We start from the raw sequence: 21,328 nt of genomic DNA, 5'->3' as shown, positions 1-21,328 counted from the left end.
AGCTTCCGCGGTCCCTGCGGCTTCCGTTCCTCGCGGATCTCGAAGTCCATCGCATCCCCTGAACTGGGGTGTTGCGACGACCACTAGAACCCAAGTCGACTCCGGGGCGGCCCTTTCTGCTGCGTACGTCAGATGCCTGGCGTGAATCGACGTGAAGCGGCGTGAATCAGCGTGAACGCTTGGCGAGGCGCTCCACGTCCAGCAGGATCACGGCCCGCGCCTCAAGCCGCAGCCAGCCACGCTGCGCGAAGTCGGCCAGCGCCTTGTTCACCGTCTCGCGGGAGGCGCCCACCAACTGGGCCAGCTCCTCCTGAGTGAGGTCGTGGACGACGTGAATGCCCTCCTCCGACTGCACGCCGAAGCGGCGCGACAGGTCGAGGAGCGCGCGGGCGACGCGGCCCGGCACGTCGGAGAAAACCAGGTCGGACATCTGGTCGTTGGTCTTGCGAAGACGGCGGGCGACCGCCCGCAGCAGCGCGGTGGCCACCTCGGGGCGTACGTTCAGCCAGGGCTGGAGGTCGCCGTGACCCAGGCCGAGGAGCTTGACCTCGGTCAGCGCACTGGCGGTGGCGGTGCGCGGCCCCGGGTCGAAGAGGGACAGCTCGCCGATCAGCTCGCCCGGGCCGAGGACGGCGAGCATGTTCTCGCGGCCGTCGGGGGACGTGCGGTGGAGCTTGACCTTGCCATCGGTGACCACGTAAAGCCGGTCACCGGGGTCGCCCTCGTGGAAGAGAGCGTCGCCGCGGGCGAGCGTCACTTCACTCATCGAGGCGCGGAGCTCCGCGGCCTGCTCGTCATCGAGCGCCGCGAAGAGCGGGGCGCGCCGCAGAACGTCGTCCACGAGTTCTCTCCTTGTCGACCTGCTCAGGGGACCGTGGCCCCCTATGATGCCGGACCGCGCTGTGCTGGTCCGGAGGACAACCCCCGGACCCCCGGCAGTAAAAATTCGTGCGATCAGTCACAACAAGTTTGACGCACGGGAGCGCCTGTTCGTACGGCAGGGGCCCGATTGGGTCCTGATTACCAGGGACCGGGGCGGATGTCAGTGGTGGCCCGTAGGCTGACCGGGTGTCCAATTCGCCGGTGAGAGCGCAGGCCAAGGGGGCTGGGAGAGTGTCCGGAGAGCAGAATTCCGCTGTGGGCGAACAGTCCTCGCCCGGCGTCAAGAAAGCGACAAAAGCACCCAAATCGGAATCACGACTGGCGATGGTCCGTCGCGCCCGCCGGATCAACAGGGAGCTTGCCGAGGTCTATCCGTACGCCCATCCGGAGCTCGACTTCCGAAATCCCTTCGAGCTGCTGGTCGCCACGGTCCTCTCCGCCCAGACGACGGACCTGAGGGTGAACCAGACCACGCCCGCGCTCTTCGCGAAGTTCCCCACGCCCGAGGACCTCGCCGCCGCGAATCCGGAAGAGGTCGAGGAGCTCATCCGCCCGACCGGCTTCTTTCGTGCCAAGACCAAGTCGATCATGGGACTCGCGGCCGCCGTCCGGGACGAGTTCGGCGGCAAGGTCCCCGGCCGCCTCGACGATCTGGTGAAGCTGCCCGGAGTGGGCCGCAAGACGGCGTTCGTGGTCCTCGGCAATGCGTTCGGAGTGCCCGGCCTCACCGTCGACACCCACTTCCAGCGCCTCGTGCGCCGTTGGAAGCTGACCGAGCAGCAGGACCCGGTGAAGATCGAGGCCGAGATCGCCGCGATCTTCCCCAAGAGCGAGTGGACGATGCTCTCGCACCGGGTGATCTTCCACGGCCGCCGGATCTGCCATGCCCGCAAACCGGCCTGCGGCGCCTGCCCGATCGCGCAGCTCTGCCCTTCGTACGGAGAGGGTGAGACGGACCCTGTGAAGGCGAAGAAGCTGCTCAAGTACGAGATGGGCGGCCAGCCGGGCCAGCGCCTGAACCCGCCCCCGGACTACCCGGGCGAGCCGGCTCCGCCCCTGGGAGCTGCCGGGTGACCTCGCACGTCGATACGACTCACGGAACGACTCAAGGTCTACTCACGGAACGATCCAAGCGCCCCGAGGCGTTGTGCATGAGGGGGTGCTCATGATGCGCGCTGAAGGAGAAACGTACGACCGCGATGTGGCCGTCACGACCGACGGCCTGCCCGCGTGGCTCGACCCCGTCGTGCGCGCCGCGGACACCGTCGAACCCCAGCAGCTCAGCCGCTTCCTGCCGCCCGAGAGCGGCCGCGGCCGGCAGTCCGCCGTCCTGATCCTGCTCGGCGAGGGTGCCAGGGGCCCCGAGCTGCTGCTCATGGAGCGCGCCGGCAGCCTGCGCTCGCACCCCGGGCAGCCCTCGTTCCCCGGCGGCGCGCTCGACCCCGAGGACGGCGACCCGGCCACCACGGGACCGCTGCGCGCGGCGCTGCGCGAGGCCCAGGAGGAGACCGGCCTCGACCCGGCGGGCGTCCAGATCTTCGGCGTGCTGCCCAAGCTCTACATCCCGGTGAGCAGTTTCGTCGTCACGCCCGTACTGGGATGGTGGCGCACCCCGAGCCCTTTCGGAGCGGTCGATCCCGCGGAGACCGCGCGGGTCTTCACCGTGCCCGTGGTGGATCTCACGGACCCGGCCAACCGTGCGACGGCCGTGCACCCAAGCGGCCACACAGGACCGGCGTTTATGGTCGAGGGGGCTCTGGTCTGGGGTTTCACCGCCGGTGTGATCGATCGCATTCTGCACTTCGCAGGCTGGGAACGACCATGGGACCGCGCCAAGCAGGTCCCGCTCGACTGGCGCTCATGACAGGCTGACCCCGTGCCGCGCCCCCAGGGGCGCGGCATTGAAGGCGGCTCGGCAGCGGGCGGCCAGGACCCCAGCCGGACGGAGCACCCGGCGACGAATCTGCGAGGCTAGACGGTGAACGTGCTGGACATCCTGTTGCTGGTCGCCGCCGTGTGGTTCGCGATCGTCGGCTATCGCCAGGGCTTCGTCGTCGGCATCCTGTCGGTGATCGGTTTCCTCGGCGGCGGACTTGTGGCGATCTATCTGCTGCCCGTCATCTGGGGTCAACTGACGAACGATTCCGAGGTGTCCACCACGGCCGCGGTCATCGCCGTCGTACTCGTGATCGTCTGCGCCTCGGTCGGCCAGGCCTTCACCACCCACCTCGGCAGCAGACTGAGGCGGCACATCACCTGGTCGCCCGCCCGCGCCCTGGACGCCACCGGCGGCGCGCTGGTCAACGTGGTCGCGATGCTGCTGGTCGCCTGGCTGATCGGCTCCGCGCTCGCCGGGACCGCGCTGCCCACCCTCGGCAAGGAAGTCCGTAACTCCAAGGTGCTGCTCGGGGTCTCCCGGGTGATGCCCAGTGAGGCGAACACCTGGTTCGCGGACTTCTCCTCCGTCCTCGCGCAGAACGGCTTCCCGCAGGTCTTCAGCCCGTTCGCCAACGAGCCCATCACCGAGGTCCAGGCCCCGGACCCGGCGCTCGCGGGCAGCCCGGTGGCCGCCCGCGCCCAGCAGTCCATCGTCAAGGTCGTCGGCACCGCGCAGAGCTGCGGCAAGGTCCTCGAAGGCACCGGCTTCGTCTTCTCCGACCGCCGGGTGATGACCAACGCGCACGTCGTCGGCGGCGTGGACGAGCCGACGGTGCAGGTAGGCGGCGAGGGCAGGCTGTACGACGCGAAGGTCGTGCTCTACGACTGGCAGCGCGACATCGCCGTACTGGACGTACCCGACCTCAGGGCGCGGCCGCTTCAGTTCGCCGACTCCGACGCACGCAGCGGGAACAGCGCGATCGTCGCGGGCTTCCCGGAGAACGGCTCGTACGACGTGCGCTCGGCCCGCGTCCGCGGCCGGATCAACGCCAACGGCCCCGACATCTACCGCCGTGGCACCGTGCAGCGCGACGTCTACTCGCTCTTCGCGACGGTCCGTCAGGGCAACTCCGGCGGCCCGCTGCTCACGCCCGACGGCAGGGTGTACGGCGTCATCTTCGCCAGGTCACTGGACGACCCGGACACCGGCTACGCCCTGACGGTCGACGAGATCCGCGAGGACATCGCAGTCGGCCTGACCGCCAACCAGCAGGTCGACAGCCAGGGATGCGCGCTGTAGCCGGAGCGGATAGACGTCAGCCTCGGGAAGACGTCAGCCTCGGACAGACGTCAGCCTCGGACAGACCTCAGCTTCGGGCAGATGTCAGCTTCGGGTATGCCGCAATCGCGCCGAGACCCAGCGGGCCCGACGCCTCAGGATGCGGGGAATGCCGATCCCTTGCCCCGGATGCTCATGGCCCTCGGCCTGCGGGCCACCCCTCTCGTGGGTGATCGGCCCACTGGCCGAGCGGCGGTTGCGTGCTGCGTCACCGTAGTCGTGCGTCCAGCCCATACCTCGACGTTTGCCCGTGCCTCATGGTCGGTAATCGCGTCAGGGGCGGCCAATTGGCCTATGCGTCGGGCATTTGGCTGCTGGTCGTACAAGCGTTCTCGGCGGTAGCGGGCCGCGGGGCCGCAGCTGCGACTACCGGTCGGGCTCGGGGTCTTTCAGCCAGCTGATGAGCTCGGTGGAGAAAGCCACGGGGTCCTCCTCATGAGGGAAGTGACCGAGGCCGTCGAACAGCCGCCAGCGGTACGGCGCTTCCACGTACTGGCCCGACCCCGCCGCGCTGCGCGTCCGCATCGCAGGGTCCAGCGAGCCGTGCAGATGCAGCGTCGGAACCCGCACCGGCCGCTTCATCCGGCGGTTGAACTGGATCCCGTCCGGCCGTGCCATCGACCGCACCATCCACCGGTACGGCTCGATCGAGCAGTGCGCCGTCGACGGGATGCACATCGCCCGCCGGTAGACGTCGACCGCGTCCTCGTCCGGCAGCTGCGGCCCGGACCAGTCCTGCATCAGCTTGCCGACCAAGGCCGCGTCGTCCGCGACCAGCTGACGCTCCGGCAGCCACGGCCGCTGGAAGCCCCAGATGTACGAACCCGCACGGCTCTGCGAGAAGTCGGAGAGCATCGCCGAGCGCCACCGGCGCGGATGAGGCATCGAGGAGACCGCGAGCCGGCGCACCAGCTTGGGCCGCATCACCGCCGCGGTCCACGCCAGATAGCCGCCCAGGTCGTGCCCGACGAGCGCCGCGTCCGGTTCGCCGAGCGAGCGCACCACGCCGGTGATGTCGAGCGCGAGGTTCGCGGGGTCGTAACCCCGCGGCGTGCGGTCGCTGCCGCCCACACCCCGCAGATCCATCGCCACCGCGCGGAACCCGGCGTCGGCGAGCGCGGTCAGCTGATGGCGCCACGTCCACCAGAACTGCGGAAAGCCATGGAGCAGCAACACAAGCGGCCCGTCGCCCATCTCGGCGATATGGAAGCGTGCACCATTGGCAGCCACGTCGCGATGTGTCCAGGGACCATCGATGCGTACGGGGCTTCCAGTACCGGTATCAGGGGCCGTCATGCAGACGAGCGTGCCACAACTGAGCACCCCACGGTCACCAAGCCGGTCCCCCGAGGGGGCGACGGGCCGCCCCGACGCCCCCGACGCCCGCTGCGCCGGTGCTCACCGGCTCCGCGGCCGCGGGGCCTCAGACCAGGACCTTGTCCTGCGCCGGCCGGGGGTGCGGTTTGACGCCCTGCAGTACGGCCGCCGTCTCCTTGGCCGATGCGATGGACCTCTCCGGCGGCTTGACCTTCTTGAACTTGGCGACGGCGAGCAGCGCCAGCAGCCCCGCGAGCACCAGGTACGCCCCGCCCACGATCAGGAACGACCAGGCCAGACCCAGCCCCAGATTGTGAATCCCGTACGCCGCCGCGAAGCTCAGCACCGGCAGCGAGAAGAGCGCGAACACTCCCGCGACGGTGATGGCCGCTCCGCCCATCGCGCCTCGCTTGACGTCCTGCCGCAGCTCCGCCTTGGCCAGGGCGATCTCGTCGTGCACGAGCGCGGACATCTCGGCGGTCGCCGAGGCAACCAGCTGGCCGAGACTGCGTTCGGCGCCGACAGCGTTCGCCGCGCTGTTGCCGGGGTCGCTCATCGCTGACTCCCTCTCCTCATCAACGGATCCGTCGTCAGATCATGCCGGACTGTCGCCGCCGTCGTGCGACGCCCCCGCCAGTTCGGCCTTGCGCCGGTGCTCCGCGGCCTTCTCCTCGTAGATCGCGGCCATCCGCAGGTGGTACTCCGGTTTGTCCATCTCGTAGATGTCGGGGATGCCGTCCTGGTCGTCGTCGCGCTCCTCCTCCTCGGTGAGCGAGCGGTACTTGCGGTCGCGCAGCTTGAGCAGGATTCCGGCGAATACGGCGGCGATCAGAGAGCCCATCAGGACCGCGGCCTTGATCTCGTCGGTCAGCACCGCGTCGCCGGAGAAGGCCAGTTCCCCGATGAGCAGCGAGACGGTGAAGCCGATGCCGGCGAGCGAGGCGACGGCGAAGACGTCCGGCCAGGCGAGATCGTCATTGAGCTCGGCGCGGGTGAAGCGTGCCGCGAGCCATGTGCCGCCGAAGACCCCCACAGTCTTGCCGACCACCAGACCGAGGACGACACCGAGGGGCTCGGGCTTGGAGAAGACGTCGGTAAGAGAGTTGCCGGAGACCGAGACGCCCGCGGAGAAGAGCGCGAACAGCGGCACGGCGAGGCCCGCCGACAGCGGCCGTACGAGGTGCTCGATGTGCACCCCGGGGGAGTACTCCTCGCCCTTGCGCGTGGTGCAGCGCAGCATCAGGCCCATCGCGACACCGGCGATCGTGGCGTGCACGCCGCTGTTGTACATCAGCCCCCAGATGACCAGGGCCAGCGGGACGTACACGTACCAGCCGCGAACGCCCTTGCGCAGCAGCAGCCAGAAGACGCCAAGGCCGATCACGGCCCCGCCCAGCGCCGCGAAGTTCAGGCCGTCGGTGAAGAAGACCGCGATGATCAGGATCGCGAACAGGTCGTCGACGACGGCGAGTGTCAGGAGGAACGCCCGTAGCGCGGACGGCAGCGAGGTCCCGAGGACGGCGAGGACGGCGAGGGCGAAGGCGATGTCGGTGGCGGTCGGGACGGCCCAGCCGGCGGCGGATCCGCCGCCGGTGGTGGCGACCAGGACGTAGACGAGCGCGGGTACCGCCATGCCGCAGATCGCGGCGATCACGGGGAGGGCGGCGGCTTTGGGGTCGCGCAGTTCGCCGGCCACCAGCTCACGCTTGAGCTCGATGCCGGCGACGAAGAAGAAGACGGCGAGCAGGCCCTCGGCGGCCCAGTGCTGGATCGAGAGGTCCAGACCGAGGGCGGAGGGGCCTACGTGGAAGTCGCGTACGGATTCGTAGCTGTCGCCCAGCGGGGTGTTCGCCCAGATCAGTGCGGCGATCGCGGCGGCGAGGAGGAGTACGCCGCCGACGGTCTCTGTACGCAGCGCGTCCGCCACGAAGGTCCGCTCGGGCAGGGACAGACGTCCGAGGAACTTACGGTCGGTGGTGGGCGGCGCGGCCACGTCGGGGGACCTCCGGTCGGGTAGGCAGGACAAAGCACATGCCGACCAGACTTCCCGGCGCACCTAGGTTTTCTTGTCGCGTCGTTGACGCGTTCATTAGCTTACCCAAGCGCGCAAGGGCGTATCCGGTGAGTGTCACTTTAGGTGCATAAAGGGCACCCGGCGCGTCTTGGCCGAGTGCCCTTCAGTGCTGTTCAGAGCTGCTCTCTGTGGATCTTCCTTGGTCAGTCCTCGCTGGCGGCGCTCGGCAGCTTCGACTGGATCAGGTCCATGACGGAGGAGTCGGTGAGTGTGGTGACATCGCCCAGCTGGCGGTTCTCCGCCACATCGCGCAGCAGCCGGCGCATGATCTTGCCGGAGCGGGTCTTGGGCAGCTCGGCGACCGGGAGGATCCGCTTCGGTTTCGCGATCGGGCCGAGCGTCACGCCGACGTGGTTACGCAGGTCGTTCACCAGGCTCTCGTCCTCGCTGGCCGTGCCGCGCAGGATCACGAAGGCCACGATCGCCTGGCCGGTGGTCTCGTCCGTCGCGCCCACGACCGCCGCCTCTGCGACCTTCGGGTGCGAGACCAGCGCCGACTCCACCTCGGTGGTGGAGATGTTGTGGCCGGACACCAGCATCACATCGTCGACCCGGCCGAGCAGCCAGATGTCGCCGTCGTCGTCCTTCTTGGCGCCGTCGCCCGCGAAGTACTTGCCCTCGAAGCGCGACCAGTACGTGTCGAGGAAGCGCTGGTCGTCGCCCCAGATGGTGCGGAGCATCGACGGCCACGGCTCGGTGAGGACGAGATAGCCGCCGCCCCCGTTGGGAACCTCGTTCGCCTCGTCGTCGACGACGGTCGCTGCGATGCCGGGCAGGGCGCGCTGCGCGGAGCCGGGCTTGGTCTCGGTGACGCCGGGCAGTGGCGAGATCATCATCGCGCCGGTCTCGGTCTGCCACCAGGTGTCCACGATCGGCGTCTTGCCGGCGCCGATGTGCTCGCGGTACCAGATCCAGGCCTCTGGGTTGATCGGCTCACCGACCGAGCCCAGGACGCGCAGGCTGCTCAGGTCGAATTTGGCGGGGATGTCGTCTCCCCACTTCATGAACGTACGGATGGCGGTCGGCGCCGTGTAGAGGATGGTGACGCCGTACTTCTGCACGATCTCCCAGAAGCGGCCCTGGTGCGGGGTGTCGGGCGTGCCCTCGTACATCACCTGCGTCGCGCCGTTGGCCAACGGCCCGTACACGATGTACGAGTGGCCGGTGACCCAGCCGACGTCGGCGGTGCACCAGAAGACATCGGTCTGCGGCTTGAGGTCGAAGACGGCGTGGTGGGTGTAGGCCGTCTGGGTGAGGTAGCCGCCGGAGGTGTGCAGGATGCCCTTCGGCTTACCCGTGGTGCCGGAGGTGTAGAGGATGAAGAGCGGGTGCTCCGCCTCGAACGCCTCGGGGGTGTGCTCGGCGGACTGACGGGTGACGATGTCGTGCCACCACACGTCGCGGCCGTCGGTCCACGCGACGTCCTGGCCGGTGCGGCGTACGACCAGCACATGCCGGACGCGGTCCACGCGGTCGATGGCGTCGTCCACGGCGGGCTTGAGCGCGGCGGGCTTGCCGCGCCGGTAGCCGCCGTCGGCAGTGATGACGACCTTGGTGTCGGCGTCCTCGATACGGGTGGCGAGCGCGTCGGCGGAGAAGCCGCCGAAGACCACCGAGTGCGCCGCGCCGATGCGGGCGCAGGCCAGCATCGCCACGACGGCCTCGGGGATCATTGGGAGGTAGACGGCGACCCGGTCGCCCTTCACAACTCCCAGCTCGGTCAGCGCGTTGGCCGCCCGGGAGACCTCGTCCTTGAGCTCGGCGTAGGTGATGGTGCGGCTGTCGCCCGGCTCGCCCTCGAAGTGGATGGCGACGCGGTCGCCGTTGCCCGCTTCGACATGGCGGTCCACGCAGTTGTAGGCGACGTTCAGCTTGCCGTCGGCGAACCACTTCGCGAAGGGCGGGTTGGTCCAGTCGAGGGTCTCGGTCGGCTCGGTGGCCCAGGTGAGCCGCCTCGCCTGCTCGGCCCAGAAGCCAAGCCTGTCCGCCTCGGCCTGCTCGTACGCCTCCGCCGTCACGTTGGCGCTCGCGGCCAGCTCGGCCGGCGGCGCGAACCGCCGCTCTTCCTTGAGCAGGTTGGCCAGGCTTTCGTTGCTCACGACATCTCCCTTTCCCAGGGCGTCCTATGTGCCTATGTGTCCCAGGCCATAGCTCATCAGCCAGATGGCCGGGTGACAAGAGCCTTCCGGAAATTGGTTTAGACCTGTAGGTGAATCCAGGGGTGAAGCTATGAGGTAGCCCCTCCTGCCCGGGCGGTGGGAAAGAGGGGCCATACGTTCTCACGGACAGGACCGGTGTGCGGTTCAGGCGCGCGACTTCTCCAGCGCTGGAGGCGCGGGAGTGACGCGGTCGAAGACCACGTCGATCTCGTGCTCGTCGCTGCTCGCGAGGAGATACGCCTGGGCCTCGCCGACATGGAAGTACATGCCGTGCAGCGCCAGCGTGCCCTCGGCGAGCCGCCTCGCCACTGCCTCATGGGCCCGCAGATGCTCCAACTGCTGCACCACATTGGTCAGGCACAGCTGCTCCACCGCGTCGCTGGGCATCCGGCCGGAGATCCTCGCCCAGGAACGGTGCCGACTCCGCATCCGCTCCAGGCTCGGCATTCCGTGCTGCAGCCACCGCCGCAGCGGAGTCTGGGCACCTTGGGGCGGACTGCTCAGCAGGGCCTGCATCGCGCCGCAGCCGGAGTGTCCGCAGATGGTGATCGAGTCCACCTTCAGCACATCGACCGCGTACTCGATCGCGGCCGCCACCGAGTCGTCGCTGCTCTCCGCACCGGGAAGCGGCACGAGATTCCCTACGTTCCGCACGGTGAACAGATCGCCCGGACCGCTGGCCGTGATCATGCTGGTGACCAGGCGGGAGTCGGCACAGGTGAGGAAGAGCTGAGAGGGCCGCTGTCCTTCCCGCGCCAGCCGGGCCAGCTCTTCGCGCACCAGCGGGGCCGTATTGCGCTGGAAGGAGCTGAGCCCGCTGGCCAGTTGATGCGCGGTGGCGTGCAGGGGACTGGCGTCGCAGTGGTGGTTGCGCCAGGGCGTCCAGGGGCGGCAGGAGCAGTGCGTCTGGGTGGCGGGCTCGCTTATCCGGCCCCCGGACCGCCCGGTGAACTCCACCGTCCCACCCTGTGCGACATGCGAGGTCTGCCAGTCGTGCAGCGCCTCGTACGCGGCGTGGTCCATGAAGGACCCGTCCAACTCCACGACACAGTCGGCTCCATGGGGCACCTGCCCCAGCGTCCGGCTCAGCCGCGGCACGGCAAGGAAGGTCAACTGGCCGCGCGCCCGCACCCGGTGGATCCCCTCCTGCTCGTCCGTGGTGATCCGCGTCCTGGTCAGCCGGTGCAGCGCGACCGCGACCGCCACCGCGACCCCGATCACCACCCCTTCCAGTACGCCGGTGACGACGACGGCGGCCAGCGTCACCGCGTACACCAGCACCTCCCGGTTCCGCTTCACGCTGCGCAGATGCGTGATGCTGACCATCTGGACGCCCACGACCATCACCAGCGCCGCCAGGGCGGCCAGCGGGATCAGATCGAGCAGGGGGACCAGCAGCAGCGCGGCGACCGCGATCCACAGCCCGTGCAGCATCGTGGCGTTACGGCTCACCGCGCCCGCGGACACATTGGCGGCGCTGCGAACGGCGACCCCGGTAATGGGCAGCCCGCCGAGCGCGCCGGAGACGACATTCGCCGCCCCCTGCCCGGCCAGCTCCCGGTCGAGCTGGGCGCGTGGAATGCGAACGTCCGGCTCCTTGCGGGCACCCACCAGCTTGTCGACGGCGACCGCCGACAGGAGCGACTCCACGCTGCCGACCAGGGTGATGGTGAGGACGGCGGCGAGGATGCCGAGCATCGGCCCTTCCGGCAGCTGGGGCAGGGCGTGGCTGCTCCAGGACGGCAGATCGACGCGCGGCAGGCTCAGCCCGGCGACCACGGCGAAGGTGGTCGCACCCGCCACCGCGGCGAGGGCGGCGGGGATCTTCCGTACGAGCCGGCCCGCCCGCCCGGGAATCCGCGGCCACACCAGCAGTACGGCAACGGTCAGGACACTGGCCGAGAATGCGGCCGGATGGAGGTCGGCCAACTGGGCCGGCAGGGCAACGACGTTGTCGACTGCGGAGCTCTGCGGGGTGCCGCCGAGCACGATATGGAGTTGTGCGAGGGCGATCGTGACGCCGATGCCGGCCAGCATGCCGTGCACGATCGCCGGGCTGACGGCGAGAGCCGAGCGGGCGACCCGCAGGGCGGCCAGCCCGAGTTGGGCGAGTCCGGCGAGGACGGTGATGGCGCAGGTGGTGCGCCAGCCGTACCGCTGGATCAGATCGGCGGTGACGACGGTGAGCCCGGCCGCGGGACCGCTGACCTGCAGCGGTGCCCCGCCGAGCCGCCCGACGACGATGCCGCCCACGGCGGCGGCCACCAGCCCGGCCTGGAGTGGTGCGCCGGTGGCCAGTGCGATGCCGAGGGAGAGCGGCAGCGCGATCAGGAAGACGGAGATCGAGGCGGACAGGTCGGCGCCCGCGATGCGGAAGCGGCGGCGGCCGCCGCCGGGGGGCGGCGGGCTGTGCGGGCGCTGGAAACACGAGGCGAGAATCGTCCGGAACAGACGGGCCTCGCGGGACGTGCCGGCGGTGCCGTCCTTCTGCGGCTTGCCGGACTTGCCGTTCTTCTGGGACTTGCCGTTTTTTCGGGACTTTCGGGGCTTACGGGTCTTGTGAGATGGGTCGTCGGTGCGAGTGGGGACGCAGGCAGACATGTTTCCCGTCTCCTCCGGGGCAGCGCGGTCGCGGAATGTGGGGGACGCGGCCGTGGGTCACGGCGTGCAGCGGCGGGATTCTCAACTCTCGGTAAATGGATAGTAATGCAGAGTAAAGACTGAGGTGGGATTTCCGGGGCAAATGGGGCACTCTTTCACCCGTACCGGTGATTAATGATTTGAACGCGGCTCGTCGTATCACCCCCCTCACCACCGCGATGCGAGCTTGACGGCGCCGAAGGAAATGCGTCTTACAGGCATATATGCATAGAAAGAGGTGGGTGGATGAACGCCGCCACGAGGAGGATCGCCGTCGGCGCAGTCGCCACGGCGCTGATCGCGGGACTCGCCGGCTGCTCCGGATCGGATGGCCGTGGCGCAACAAGGAAGGGCGACTCCGGATCCAACAAGGGTGCCCCCGGACCGAACATGGGGGCCGCGGGTCCCCAGAGCGCGGTGCGTCTCATCGGCGACGGATCCACTGCGTTCACCGGCATCCAGCCGGGGCTGCTCAAGCCGGAGCGACTGAAGCCCGGTCAGCCGCCGCCGCAGTTCGTGGTCTTCTCCTGGGACGGGGCCGGCGAGGACAGCCTGAAGCTCTTCTCCCACTTCCGCAAGGTCGCCAGGAAGTACGGCGCGACCATGACCTACTTCCTCAGCGGGGTCTATCTGCTCCCCGAGGAGAAGGCGAGCCTCTACGATCCGCCCCAGCACTCTCCCGGGCGTTCCGACATCGGCTTCAATGACATCCAGGGCATCACGGACACCGTGCGTGAGCTGCGCGGCGCCTGGCAGGAGGGCAACGAGGTCGGCACCCACTTCAATGGCCACTTCTGCGGCGAGGACGGCGGGGTCGGCAACTGGTCCGTCCCCGAGTGGAAGAGCGAGATCAGCCAGGCCAAGTCCTTTGTGAAGAACTGGAAGACGAACGCGGACCTGCGGACCGAACCGCCGCTGCCTTTCGACTACGAGAAGGAACTCATCGGTGCCCGCACCCCCTGCCTGGAGGGCCGCCCGAACTTTGTGCGCGCCGCGAGCGAGCTGGGCTTCCGCTACGACACCAGCGGTATCAACGACCAGGTCTGGCCCAAGAAGGAACTGGGCCTGTGGGACCTGTCACTGCAGATGGTGCCGGTGCCCGGCCGCGCCTTCGAGACGCTCGCAATGGACTACAACTTCATGGTCAACCAGTCGGGCACGTCCAAGGGCGACTCCTCCCAGTACGAGTACTGGGGCAACCAGATGCGCGACGGCCTGGTGCAGGCCTTCGACCGCGCGTACCAGGGCAACAGAGCCCCGCTGATCATCGGCAACCACTTCGAATCCTGGAACGGCGGCACGTACATGCGGGCCATCGAAGAGACGATCGCCACGGTCTGTGTGAAGCGCGACGTGAAGTGCGTGTCCTTCCGCCAACTCGCCGACTGGCTGGACGTCCAGGACCCACAGGTCCTGGAGAAGATGCGCACACTCCGAGTCGGCGAGGCCCCGAAGGGCGGCTGGGCGACGTTCCTCGCCGCCCAGCCGGCGAACGCGGCAGTCTCACCCGCGGTCAACCAGGCCGAGCAGGGCTGACGGCCGGTATCCGCTCCCCGAGCCGGTTCCTCAGCTGGGCTGCGGGACTGCCGAACGCTCGCCCATCACGAAGGCGGGGTCGACCTGCGCGGCAAGGTCGGCGCCCGTCTTCGCGTTGCCCCAGCTCTCCGCGTTCTTCAAGTGGAAGTGCACCATCTGGCGCGTGTAGCGCTCCCAGTCGCGATGCGCGTACGAGTCCTCCGCGGCGTTCTGCAGGGTCTGCAGCGACATCCGGTTCTCGGCCTCCAGGAGCTCGAAGCGCGTCGGCCGGCCCTTCTCCATCCCCCGCACCCAGTCGGAGTGCCCGACGGTGACGAGCAGGTCGTCCCCCACCTCATCGCGCAGGAAGTCGACATCGTCCTGCCCCTGCACCTTGTTGCCGATGACCTTCAGCGCGACGCCGAAGTCCCTGGCGTACTCCTTGTACTGGCGGTAGACGGACACGCCCTTGCGGGTCGGCTCAGCCACCAGGAAGGTCATGTCGAAGCGGGTGAACATCCCGGAGGCGAAGGAGTCCGACCCGGCCGTCATATCGACGACCACGTACTCCTCGGGGCCGTCGACCAGGTGGTTGAGGCAGAGCTCCACCGCACCGACCTTGGAGTGGTAGCAGGACACACCGAGATCCGACTCGGTGAAGGGACCGGTCGCCATCAGCCGGATGTCCCCGTCGTCCAGCCGGACGGTGCGGGCGCAGGCCTCGTAGACCGGGTTGTCCTCGCACACGCGCAGCAGGCGCGACCCCGTGCCAGGGGGCGTGGTCTTGATCATCGTTTCGGCGGAGGCGATCCGGGGGTTCGTTCCCCGCAGGTAGTCCTTGATCAGCGACAGATGCGCGCCCATCGCGGGCAGCGCGGCGGCCTCCGTCTCGTCGAGGCCGAGCGCGGCCCCCAAGTGCTGGTTGATGTCGGCGTCCACCGCGACGACGGGTGCCTCATTGGCGGCCAGGTGGCGGATGAAAAGCGAGGACAGCGTCGTCTTCCCGCTGCCGCCCTTCCCTACGAAAGCGATCTTCATGTTCACGAAGGGTAGTGGGTCGATCGCGTGGTGCGATCGAACTGGGTGAGGAAGACCACTCCAAGGTGGGGCGTGCGGCGGGGGCGCGTAGCCTCGCTACCTATGAGTACGAATGCCTCGTCGGTCGACCCCCTTGCCGCACTCGGCTCCCTGCCGGGCGTCGCCGACTCCGTGGACTCCGTGCGCAGGGCAGTCGACCGCGTCTACGGCCATCGGGTCATGCGGCGTCGCAGCAACGAGGTCACCTCGGAGGCGGCGCTGCGCGGAGCGCGTGGTTCAGCCGCACTGTCCGGGGCGGACTGGGCTCTGGAAGAGGTCCGCAGGCGCACCGACTTCGGAGTCGAACCCGAGGCGCGCACGGTCGGGGCCGCCCTGCGGCTGACCGCAGAAGCCGGTCAACTCCTCTCCATCTGGCGGCAGTCGCCGCTACGGGTGCTGGCCCGGCTGCATCTGGTCGCGGCAAGCGGCGCAGGCGACGACGACACGGTGGGCCGACCGCGTCTCGCGGGTGAGACGGTCGAAGAGCCGCTGATCGAGGCGCCGCTGCCGGAGGCGAGCGAGGTGACCGGCCGGCTGGACGGCCTGGCCGAACTGATCATCGCGGGCACCTCCGCACCGGCCCTGGTGACCGCGGCCGTGGTCCACGGCGAGCTGCTGGCGCTGCGCCCCTTCGGCTCGTACAACGGTCTCGTCGCCCGGGCGGCCGAGCGCATCGTGCTGATCGGCAGCGGGCTGGACCCGAAGTCGATCTGCCCGGCGGAGGTCGGACACGCCGAGCAGGGACGGGCCGCGTATGTCGCGGCCTTCGAGGGGTATCTGACGGGGACGCCAGAGGGTATGGCCGCCTGGATCGCGCACTGCGGGCGCGCTGTGGAGCTGGGAGTCAGGGAATCGACTGCGGTGTGCGAGGCGCTGCAGCGCGGAGCCGCCTGAATCGCCCCGTCCGAACTACCCCTGGGAAAGCCCCTGAACAGGGTTGCGGCGGTACCAGAATTGGTACCGCCGCTGGCATGTCCACCGAGTTACCATGCGTCCTCGAATGTTGCCCATCAGGCCGGGAACTTCTGCCCGTCACCTGGTGCGGCTGGCCCGTAATCGACGGGTCGACGTCGCGTGGGTGCTCAGTTTCCATGCTCGGTCCGTGGGGCCTTCATGCGTTAAAGGTGATCCTCTCGGATGTCCTTGGTCTCGCGGGCCGTTGACTCATTTGTACTCCTGCGGGAGGGCAAGCGGAAGCCCTGACTGCAGTTCTTTACTTTTAGGTTCAAATACGGGCGATTTGTTTCACGCGGTCGCGGTGGCGATTTGAGCGGCCGCGCTACGCCGCCGGCTCGCGTACCAGACGAGTCCAGCGGTGGCGGCCGCCGCACCCACCGCGGCCACGGCGACTATGGCCGGGCGCGCGGGCATGGAGAACGCGGGCAGCCGCTGCTTGAGCCGGACCGGCTTATTGAAGACGAGAATCGGCCAACCCCGCGCCGTCGCCTCCCGGCGCAGCGCACGATCCGGATTCACGGCGTACGGATGGCCGACGGACGCGAGCATCGGGACGTCCGTGGCGGAGTCGCTGTAGGCATAGCAACGCGCCAGGTCGTACCCCTCGGAGGCGGCCAGATCCTTGATCGCCTCCGCCTTGGTCGGTCCGTACGCGTAGTACTCCACCTCCCCTGTGAAGCAGCCGTCGTCGCCGACCACCATGCGGGTGGCCACCACCCGGTCAGCGCCGAGGAGCTCGCCGATCGGCTCGACCACCTCCGCGCCGGAGGTGGAGACGATGACGACGTCGCGGCCCGCGGTGTGGTGCTCCTCGATGAGGGAGGCGGCCTCGTCGTAGATGATCGGGTCGATCAGGTCGTGAAGCGTCTCGGCGACGATCTCCTTGACCTGTTGGACGTTCCAGCCCTTGCAGAGCGCGGAGAGGTACTCGCGCATCCGCTCCATCTGGTCGTGGTCGGCGCCCCCGGCGAGAAAAACGAACTGGGCATAGGCGGTGCGCAGTACGGCGCGCCGGTTGATCAGCCCGCCTTGGTAGAAGGACTTGCTGAAGGTCAGCGTCGAAGACTTCGCAATGACCGTCTTGTCCAGGTCAAAGAAGGCGGCTGTGCGCGGCAAGGAGTGGTTTTCCACGAGCCTGAGCATAGGTGCCCGCCATTCGGCGTACGCTGGGGCGCGTGGGTTTGCCTGAGAAGGCTCTCGGGTACACCATGGAAGTCACGGATCGTTCGCGACCGTGCTAACCCGGTCCGGCTCCTCCCCCCCCGAGTCGGCCGGAGAGACGACCCCCGCTCTCCCCCCCGGCGGGGGTCGTCGCATGTCCGGACGCGTTTTCGTCCGTCTGCTGCGATCCATCGTGATCGTTCTCCTCTCGTGTGAGCCCTGCCGGCATCGGCCTTCCATCACTCTGCACCGTCACTGTGCGTAGTGGAAGGGATGCTCCTGGGAGTCACCGGTATGGACGACGGAGATATTCACAAGTGGCTAGTTGTCCACAGTTTTTCAGCAAGATCCACACGATTTTCCGGTGCGCTGCACGGTGATTCCACCCGCGTAGTTCGCGGACCGCAGGAATCGCAGATCTCGGAACCAAGCGAGATCAAAGTAAGTAGGGGGCGGAGATCGTGGCTGGATCTATCACATCGCAGCGGCCGTCGGTCGTCGAAGGGCGGCGGGACGGGCCTCTGATCGTCACCGAAGATATGGAACTGCTCGACGATCTGCTGCGGCTGTGCGCCGCGGCGGGAGCCGAACCGGACGTCCATCACTCGGTGCCCGAGCGAAGCGGAAGCTGGGAGGGCGCGCCGCTGGTGCTCGTCGGCGACGACGCGGCCGCGCGCTGCCGCGGAGCCACGCGCAGACGGGGTGTGCTGCTCGTGGGGCGGGACCAGGACGACCCGGACGTATGGCGGCGGGCGGTGGAAATCGGAGCCGACTGTGTGCTGCGGCTGCCCGATGCGGAAGGCTGGCTCGTCGACCGGATCGCCGACGTGGTCGAGGGTGTCGGACGGCAGGCGCTGACCGTCGGTGTGATCGGCGGCAGGGGTGGAGCCGGGGCATCGACGCTGGCCTGCGCACTGGCGGTCTCTGCGGCCCGGGCAGGCCGGCGCACCATGCTGGTCGACGGAGACCCGCTCGGCGGCGGGCTGGACGTGCTGCTCGGCGGAGAGCAAGTAGAAGGCAGACGTTGGCCGGATTTCGCCGCTTCCAAGGGGCGGGTCGCCGGCGGGGCGCTGGAGGAGTCGCTGCCCGAGCTCCATGCGCTGCGGGTGCTCAGCTGGGACCGCGGGGACTCGGTGGTGATTCCGCCGGAGGCGATGCGTTCGGTGCTGGCCGCGGCACGCAGGCGCGGCGGGGTGGTGGTCGTGGATCTGCCACGCCGGGTCGACGAAGGCGTGGCGGAGGCGCTGGCGCAGCTCGATCTCGGGCTGCTGGTGGTGCCGGGCGAGCTGCGGGCGGTCGCGGCCGCGAACAGAGTGGCGTCGACGGTGGGCATGGTGCTCCAGGACCTGCGCGTGGTGGTGCGCGGGCCGTACGCGGCGGGGCTGGACGAGCAATGGGTCGCGCACGCCCTGGGACTGCCACTGGCGGGCGAACTGCCCGTGGAAGCCGGACTGTTGGCCGCTCAGGACGGGGGCGCTCCGCCGGGCCGTGCGCGCGGACCGCTGGCCAGGTTCTGCACAGCCTTCTGGGAGCGGGCGCTGACCGGGGGCGGCGTCTCATGAGCACCGGACTGCTGGACGCCGTACGACAGAGGCTCGCGGAGAGCGGGGCCGAGCCCACGCCTGCCCGGGTGGCGGCCGCGCTGCGTGCGCAAGGACGGCTGCTCGGGGACGCCGAAGTGCTCGGCGGCACCGAGAAGTTGCGGTGCGAGCTGGTGGGGACGGGGGTCCTGGAGCCGCTGCTGGCCGATCCGTCCGTGACCGACGTCCTGGTGTCCGCGCCCGACCGGGTGTGGGTGGACCGGGGGCGCGGTCTCGAGCTCACCGGGGTGACCTTCGCGGACGCGGCGTCGGTGCGCAGGCTGGCACAGCGGCTCGCCGCGGTCGCGGAGCGACGGCTGGACGACGCCCGGCCCTGGGTGGACGCCCGGCTGCCGGACGGGACGCGGATGCATGCGGTGATCCCGCCGGTGGCGGTCGGCTCGACGTGTCTGTCGCTGCGGGTGGTGCGCCCCAGGGCCTTCTCGGTGGGGGAACTCGTCGCCGCGGGGACGGTGCCGCCGGGCGGCGACCGGGTGCTGCGGGCGCTGATCGACGCCCGGCTGTCGTTCCTCATCAGCGGCGGCACGGGATCGGGGAAGACGACCTTGCTGTCCAGTCTGCTGGGGCTCGTGGGGGAGCGGGAGCGGATCGTCCTGGCCGAGGACTCGGCGGAGCTCAGACCCGAGCATCCGCATGTGGTGCGGCTGGAGTCGCGCGCGGCGAACCAGGAAGGCGCCGGCCGGGTGACGCTGCGGGACCTGGTGCGCCAGGCGCTGCGGATGCGGCCCGACCGGCTGGTCGTCGGGGAGGTGCGCGGAGCCGAGGTGACCGAGCTGCTGGCCGCGCTCAACACGGGCCACGAGGGCGGTTGCGGGACCGTCCATGCCAACGCTGCAGCGGATGTGCCCGCGCGGCTCGAGGCGCTCGGGACGGCGGCGGGGCTCGACCGGGCGGCGCTGCACAGCCAGTTGGCGGCAGCCCTCTCGGTGGTCATCCATCTCGTACGGGACCGGGGTGGACAGCGGCGTATCGCCGAGGTGCATGTGCTGGAGCGGGACGCGGCGGGGCTGGTGGTGACCGTGCCCGCGCTGCGATGGGGCGCCGACGCCTTTGCGTACGAGCGGGGCTGGGAACGGCTGCGGCCGCTGATCGGAGGTGCGCGGTGATGGCCGGTGAGCCGGTGTACGCGGCCGCGGTCTGCGCCGGTGTGGCGGCGTGGCTGACGATCGGGCGGGACCAGGGACTCAAGCGCGCGCGGCTGCTGCTCGCGGGCGGTGGTGCTGGGGAGGTCTCTCCGAGGTGGTCGTGGGATCGGGTGCTGCCATGGGTCAGGCTGCGGCGGGAGTGGCTGTGCCTGCCGGTGGCGCTCGCCCTCGTCGTGCTGGGGGAGTCGGTGCTGCCGCTGATCGCGGGGGCGGCGGCGGTGCCGCTGGTGAGGCGACGGCTGCGGGCCCGGGAGCGGAGGCGGGAGCAGGAGCGGCGGGCCGAGGGGGTCATCACCTTGTGCGGTGTCGTCGCCGGGGAACTACGGGCAGGGCTGCAGCCCGGACAGGCGCTGCTGTTCGCCGCCAGATCCACGGGGGCGCTGGGTGGCACGGAGGCCGCCGTGCTGGCCGCGGCACGGTTCGGGGGCGATGTGCCCCAGGCGCTGCGGGAAGCGGCGCACGAGCCGGGCGCGGACGGGCTCGCCGGAGTCGCGGCCTGCTGGCGGGTGGCCGTGGACAGCGGGGCCGGACTGGCCGCGGGGCTCGACCGGCTGGAGGCGGCGCTGCGGGCAGAGCGGGACCAACGGGCCGACCTGCGCACCCAGTTGGCGGGTGCGTCGTCGACGATCGCTCTGCTGGCGGCGCTTCCGCTGGTGGGCCTGGGGATGGGCTGGGCGCTGGGCGCCGACCCCCTGAGGGTCCTGCTGCACACCCCAGGGGGCCTGGTGTGCCTGGCGGTGGGCGGCCTCCTGGAGGCCGCGGGCCTCTGCTGGGCCGCGCGGATCGTACGGCGGGGGGAGGAGCCATGACCGGGGACGCCGTCCACAGGCTGGGGGCAGCGGTGTTCCTACTGGCCGTGGTGGCCTGCCTGGGCTTCACGATCGCGGGGCGACGGCACGAGCTCAGGGTGCGCAGGCGGATCGAGACGCTGCTTGCGACGGAGCGCGAACGGCAGCGGTGGCGACCGGAGTACGGGGCGTGGGTGCGGCAATGGGCCTACCCGCTCGGCGCGGTGATCACCGGCTATGTCCTCGTCGGCGGGGCGATCGGCTGCGTCGTCGGACTCGGCGGGGCCTACGGCGTACGGCGCTGGCAGCGGAACCGTAAACCGGGCCCGGCCCCCGTGGACCGGGATGCCGGCCGTCAACTGCCGCTTGCCGCCGACCTTCTGGCGGCCTGCATCTCGGCCGGGGCTGGGCCGCGGGAGGCGGCGGAGGCGGTCGGGGAGTCGCTGGGCGGGCCGGTCGGCGAGCGGCTGGCGCGGGCGGCGGCCGAGTTGCGGCTCGGGGGTGAACCGGCACGGGCCTGGGGGTGGTTCGGGCAGATACCGGGCGCGACGGGGCTGGCCCGCTGTCTGGAGCGGGCCGACTCCACGGGCGCGCCGGCCGCTGAGCCGGTGTCCCGGCTGGCCGAGCGCTTCCGGGCAGACCGGGCGCGGGCGGCAACGGCCCGCGGCCGGAAGGCGCAAGTCCTGATCACGGCACCGGTGGGGCTCTGCTTCCTGCCCGCCTTTCTGGCGGTGGGGGTGGCTCCGGTGGTGATCGGCCTGGCGGACGGACTGCTGAACGGCAACTGAGTAACTG

The 21,328-nt window shown here is 69.8% G+C and carries 18 protein-coding genes; 9 read left to right on the top strand and 9 right to left on the bottom strand.

The genetic code is table 11. The annotated features are described in order from the left end of the window. Positions 1-166: 166 nt before the first annotated feature. A complete protein-coding gene (locus tag ACFYWY_RS22080) occupies positions 167-841 on the bottom strand; it encodes a Crp/Fnr family transcriptional regulator (RefSeq protein ID WP_307661979.1) in 675 nt (224 codons plus the stop codon). Positions 842-1,137: 296 nt separating this feature from the next. On the opposite strand from ACFYWY_RS22080, the gene nth reads away from it, so the two are divergent. The 3 genes from nth to ACFYWY_RS22065 all read left to right on the top strand — a co-directional run bounded on the left by nth (position 1,138) and on the right by ACFYWY_RS22065 (position 4,060). Further along, positions 1,138-1,956: an endonuclease III gene (gene nth / locus ACFYWY_RS22075; RefSeq protein ID WP_389189225.1), complete on the top strand. Its 819-nt coding sequence runs from the start codon at positions 1,138-1,140 to the stop codon at positions 1,954-1,956. 91 nt (positions 1,957-2,047) lie between these two features. Next, positions 2,048-2,746 (top strand): NUDIX hydrolase, encoded by a 699-nt coding sequence (locus tag ACFYWY_RS22070; protein WP_389189222.1) that lies wholly within the window; start codon positions 2,048-2,050, stop codon positions 2,744-2,746. A 114-nt stretch (positions 2,747-2,860) separates the two neighbouring features. Next, positions 2,861-4,060 carry a MarP family serine protease gene (locus tag ACFYWY_RS22065; RefSeq protein ID WP_389189219.1) on the top strand — a complete coding sequence of 400 codons (1,200 nt, stop codon included), beginning with the start codon at positions 2,861-2,863 and terminating at the stop codon, positions 4,058-4,060. An 84-nt stretch (positions 4,061-4,144) separates the two neighbouring features. On the opposite strand, the gene ACFYWY_RS22060 is transcribed toward ACFYWY_RS22065, so the two are convergent. From ACFYWY_RS22060 to ACFYWY_RS22035, 6 genes are all read right to left on the bottom strand, one after another. Then, the gene (locus ACFYWY_RS22060; protein WP_389189216.1) at positions 4,145-4,333 is read right to left on the bottom strand and encodes a hypothetical protein; all 189 of its coding nucleotides are present in this window, start codon (positions 4,331-4,333) and stop codon (positions 4,145-4,147) included. Positions 4,334-4,465: 132 nt separating this feature from the next. Beyond that, the gene (locus tag ACFYWY_RS22055; RefSeq protein WP_389189213.1) at positions 4,466-5,395 is read right to left on the bottom strand and encodes an alpha/beta fold hydrolase; all 930 of its coding nucleotides are present in this window, start codon (positions 5,393-5,395) and stop codon (positions 4,466-4,468) included. 127 nt (positions 5,396-5,522) lie between these two features. Continuing rightward, entirely contained in the window at positions 5,523-5,972 is a 450-nt protein-coding gene (locus tag ACFYWY_RS22050) for a phage holin family protein (RefSeq protein WP_389189210.1), read from the bottom strand. A 39-nt stretch (positions 5,973-6,011) separates the two neighbouring features. Continuing rightward, on the bottom strand, positions 6,012-7,409 hold the full coding sequence (gene nhaA / locus ACFYWY_RS22045; RefSeq protein ID WP_389189207.1) for a Na+/H+ antiporter NhaA: 1,398 nt from the start codon (positions 7,407-7,409) through the stop codon (positions 6,012-6,014). Between the two features lie 224 nt (positions 7,410-7,633). Then, a complete protein-coding gene (gene acs / locus ACFYWY_RS22040) occupies positions 7,634-9,589 on the bottom strand; it encodes an acetate--CoA ligase (RefSeq protein WP_389189204.1) in 1,956 nt (651 codons plus the stop codon). 204 nt (positions 9,590-9,793) lie between these two features. After that, positions 9,794-12,250: a bifunctional SulP family inorganic anion transporter/carbonic anhydrase gene (locus ACFYWY_RS22035; RefSeq protein WP_389189200.1), complete on the bottom strand. Its 2,457-nt coding sequence runs from the start codon at positions 12,248-12,250 to the stop codon at positions 9,794-9,796. A gap of 285 nt (positions 12,251-12,535) precedes the next feature. On the opposite strand from ACFYWY_RS22035, the gene ACFYWY_RS22030 reads away from it, so the two are divergent. Beyond that, entirely contained in the window at positions 12,536-13,825 is a 1,290-nt protein-coding gene (locus ACFYWY_RS22030; protein ID WP_389189197.1) for a hypothetical protein, read from the top strand. Between the two features lie 30 nt (positions 13,826-13,855). Here the strand turns inward: ACFYWY_RS22030 and ACFYWY_RS22025 are convergent, their stop codons facing one another. Then, positions 13,856-14,842 (bottom strand): ATP-binding protein, encoded by a 987-nt coding sequence (locus ACFYWY_RS22025; RefSeq protein WP_389189194.1) that lies wholly within the window; start codon positions 14,840-14,842, stop codon positions 13,856-13,858. A gap of 102 nt (positions 14,843-14,944) precedes the next feature. On the opposite strand from ACFYWY_RS22025, the gene ACFYWY_RS22020 reads away from it, so the two are divergent. Next, positions 14,945-15,775: an oxidoreductase gene (locus ACFYWY_RS22020; RefSeq protein WP_389189190.1), complete on the top strand. Its 831-nt coding sequence runs from the start codon at positions 14,945-14,947 to the stop codon at positions 15,773-15,775. Between the two features lie 351 nt (positions 15,776-16,126). On the opposite strand, the gene ACFYWY_RS22015 is transcribed toward ACFYWY_RS22020, so the two are convergent. Then, on the bottom strand, positions 16,127-16,981 hold the full coding sequence (locus ACFYWY_RS22015) for an HAD family hydrolase (RefSeq protein ID WP_389189187.1): 855 nt from the start codon (positions 16,979-16,981) through the stop codon (positions 16,127-16,129). Positions 16,982-17,460: 479 nt separating this feature from the next. Between ACFYWY_RS22015 and ssd the strand changes: the two genes are divergently transcribed. Genes ssd through ACFYWY_RS21995 form a run of 4 tightly spaced genes read left to right on the top strand, consistent with a single transcriptional unit; the run spans position 17,461 to position 21,321 of the window. Beyond that, positions 17,461-18,561, top strand: a complete 1,101-nt coding sequence (gene ssd, locus ACFYWY_RS22010) for a septum site-determining protein Ssd (RefSeq protein WP_389189184.1) — start codon at positions 17,461-17,463, stop codon at positions 18,559-18,561. Further along, positions 18,558-19,706 carry a TadA family conjugal transfer-associated ATPase gene (locus ACFYWY_RS22005; RefSeq protein ID WP_389189181.1) on the top strand — a complete coding sequence of 383 codons (1,149 nt, stop codon included), beginning with the start codon at positions 18,558-18,560 and terminating at the stop codon, positions 19,704-19,706. The genes ssd and ACFYWY_RS22005 overlap by 4 nt, the downstream gene beginning before the upstream one ends. Beyond that, positions 19,706-20,554, top strand: coding sequence for a type II secretion system F family protein (locus ACFYWY_RS22000; protein WP_389189178.1), 849 nt, complete (start codon positions 19,706-19,708; stop codon positions 20,552-20,554). The genes ACFYWY_RS22005 and ACFYWY_RS22000 overlap by 1 nt, the downstream gene beginning before the upstream one ends. Then, complete coding sequence (locus ACFYWY_RS21995) at positions 20,551-21,321, top strand: type II secretion system F family protein (RefSeq protein ID WP_389189175.1); 771 nt, start codon at positions 20,551-20,553, stop codon at positions 21,319-21,321. The genes ACFYWY_RS22000 and ACFYWY_RS21995 overlap by 4 nt, the downstream gene beginning before the upstream one ends. The last annotated feature ends 7 nt before the right edge of the window (positions 21,322-21,328 follow it).

The organism is Streptomyces sp. NPDC002870 (assembly GCF_042888505.1).
Classification (GTDB): domain Bacteria; phylum Actinomycetota; class Actinomycetes; order Streptomycetales; family Streptomycetaceae; genus Streptomyces.
Note: the sequence above shows the minus strand (reverse complement) of the source record. Positions and strands in the feature narration are given on the sequence as shown.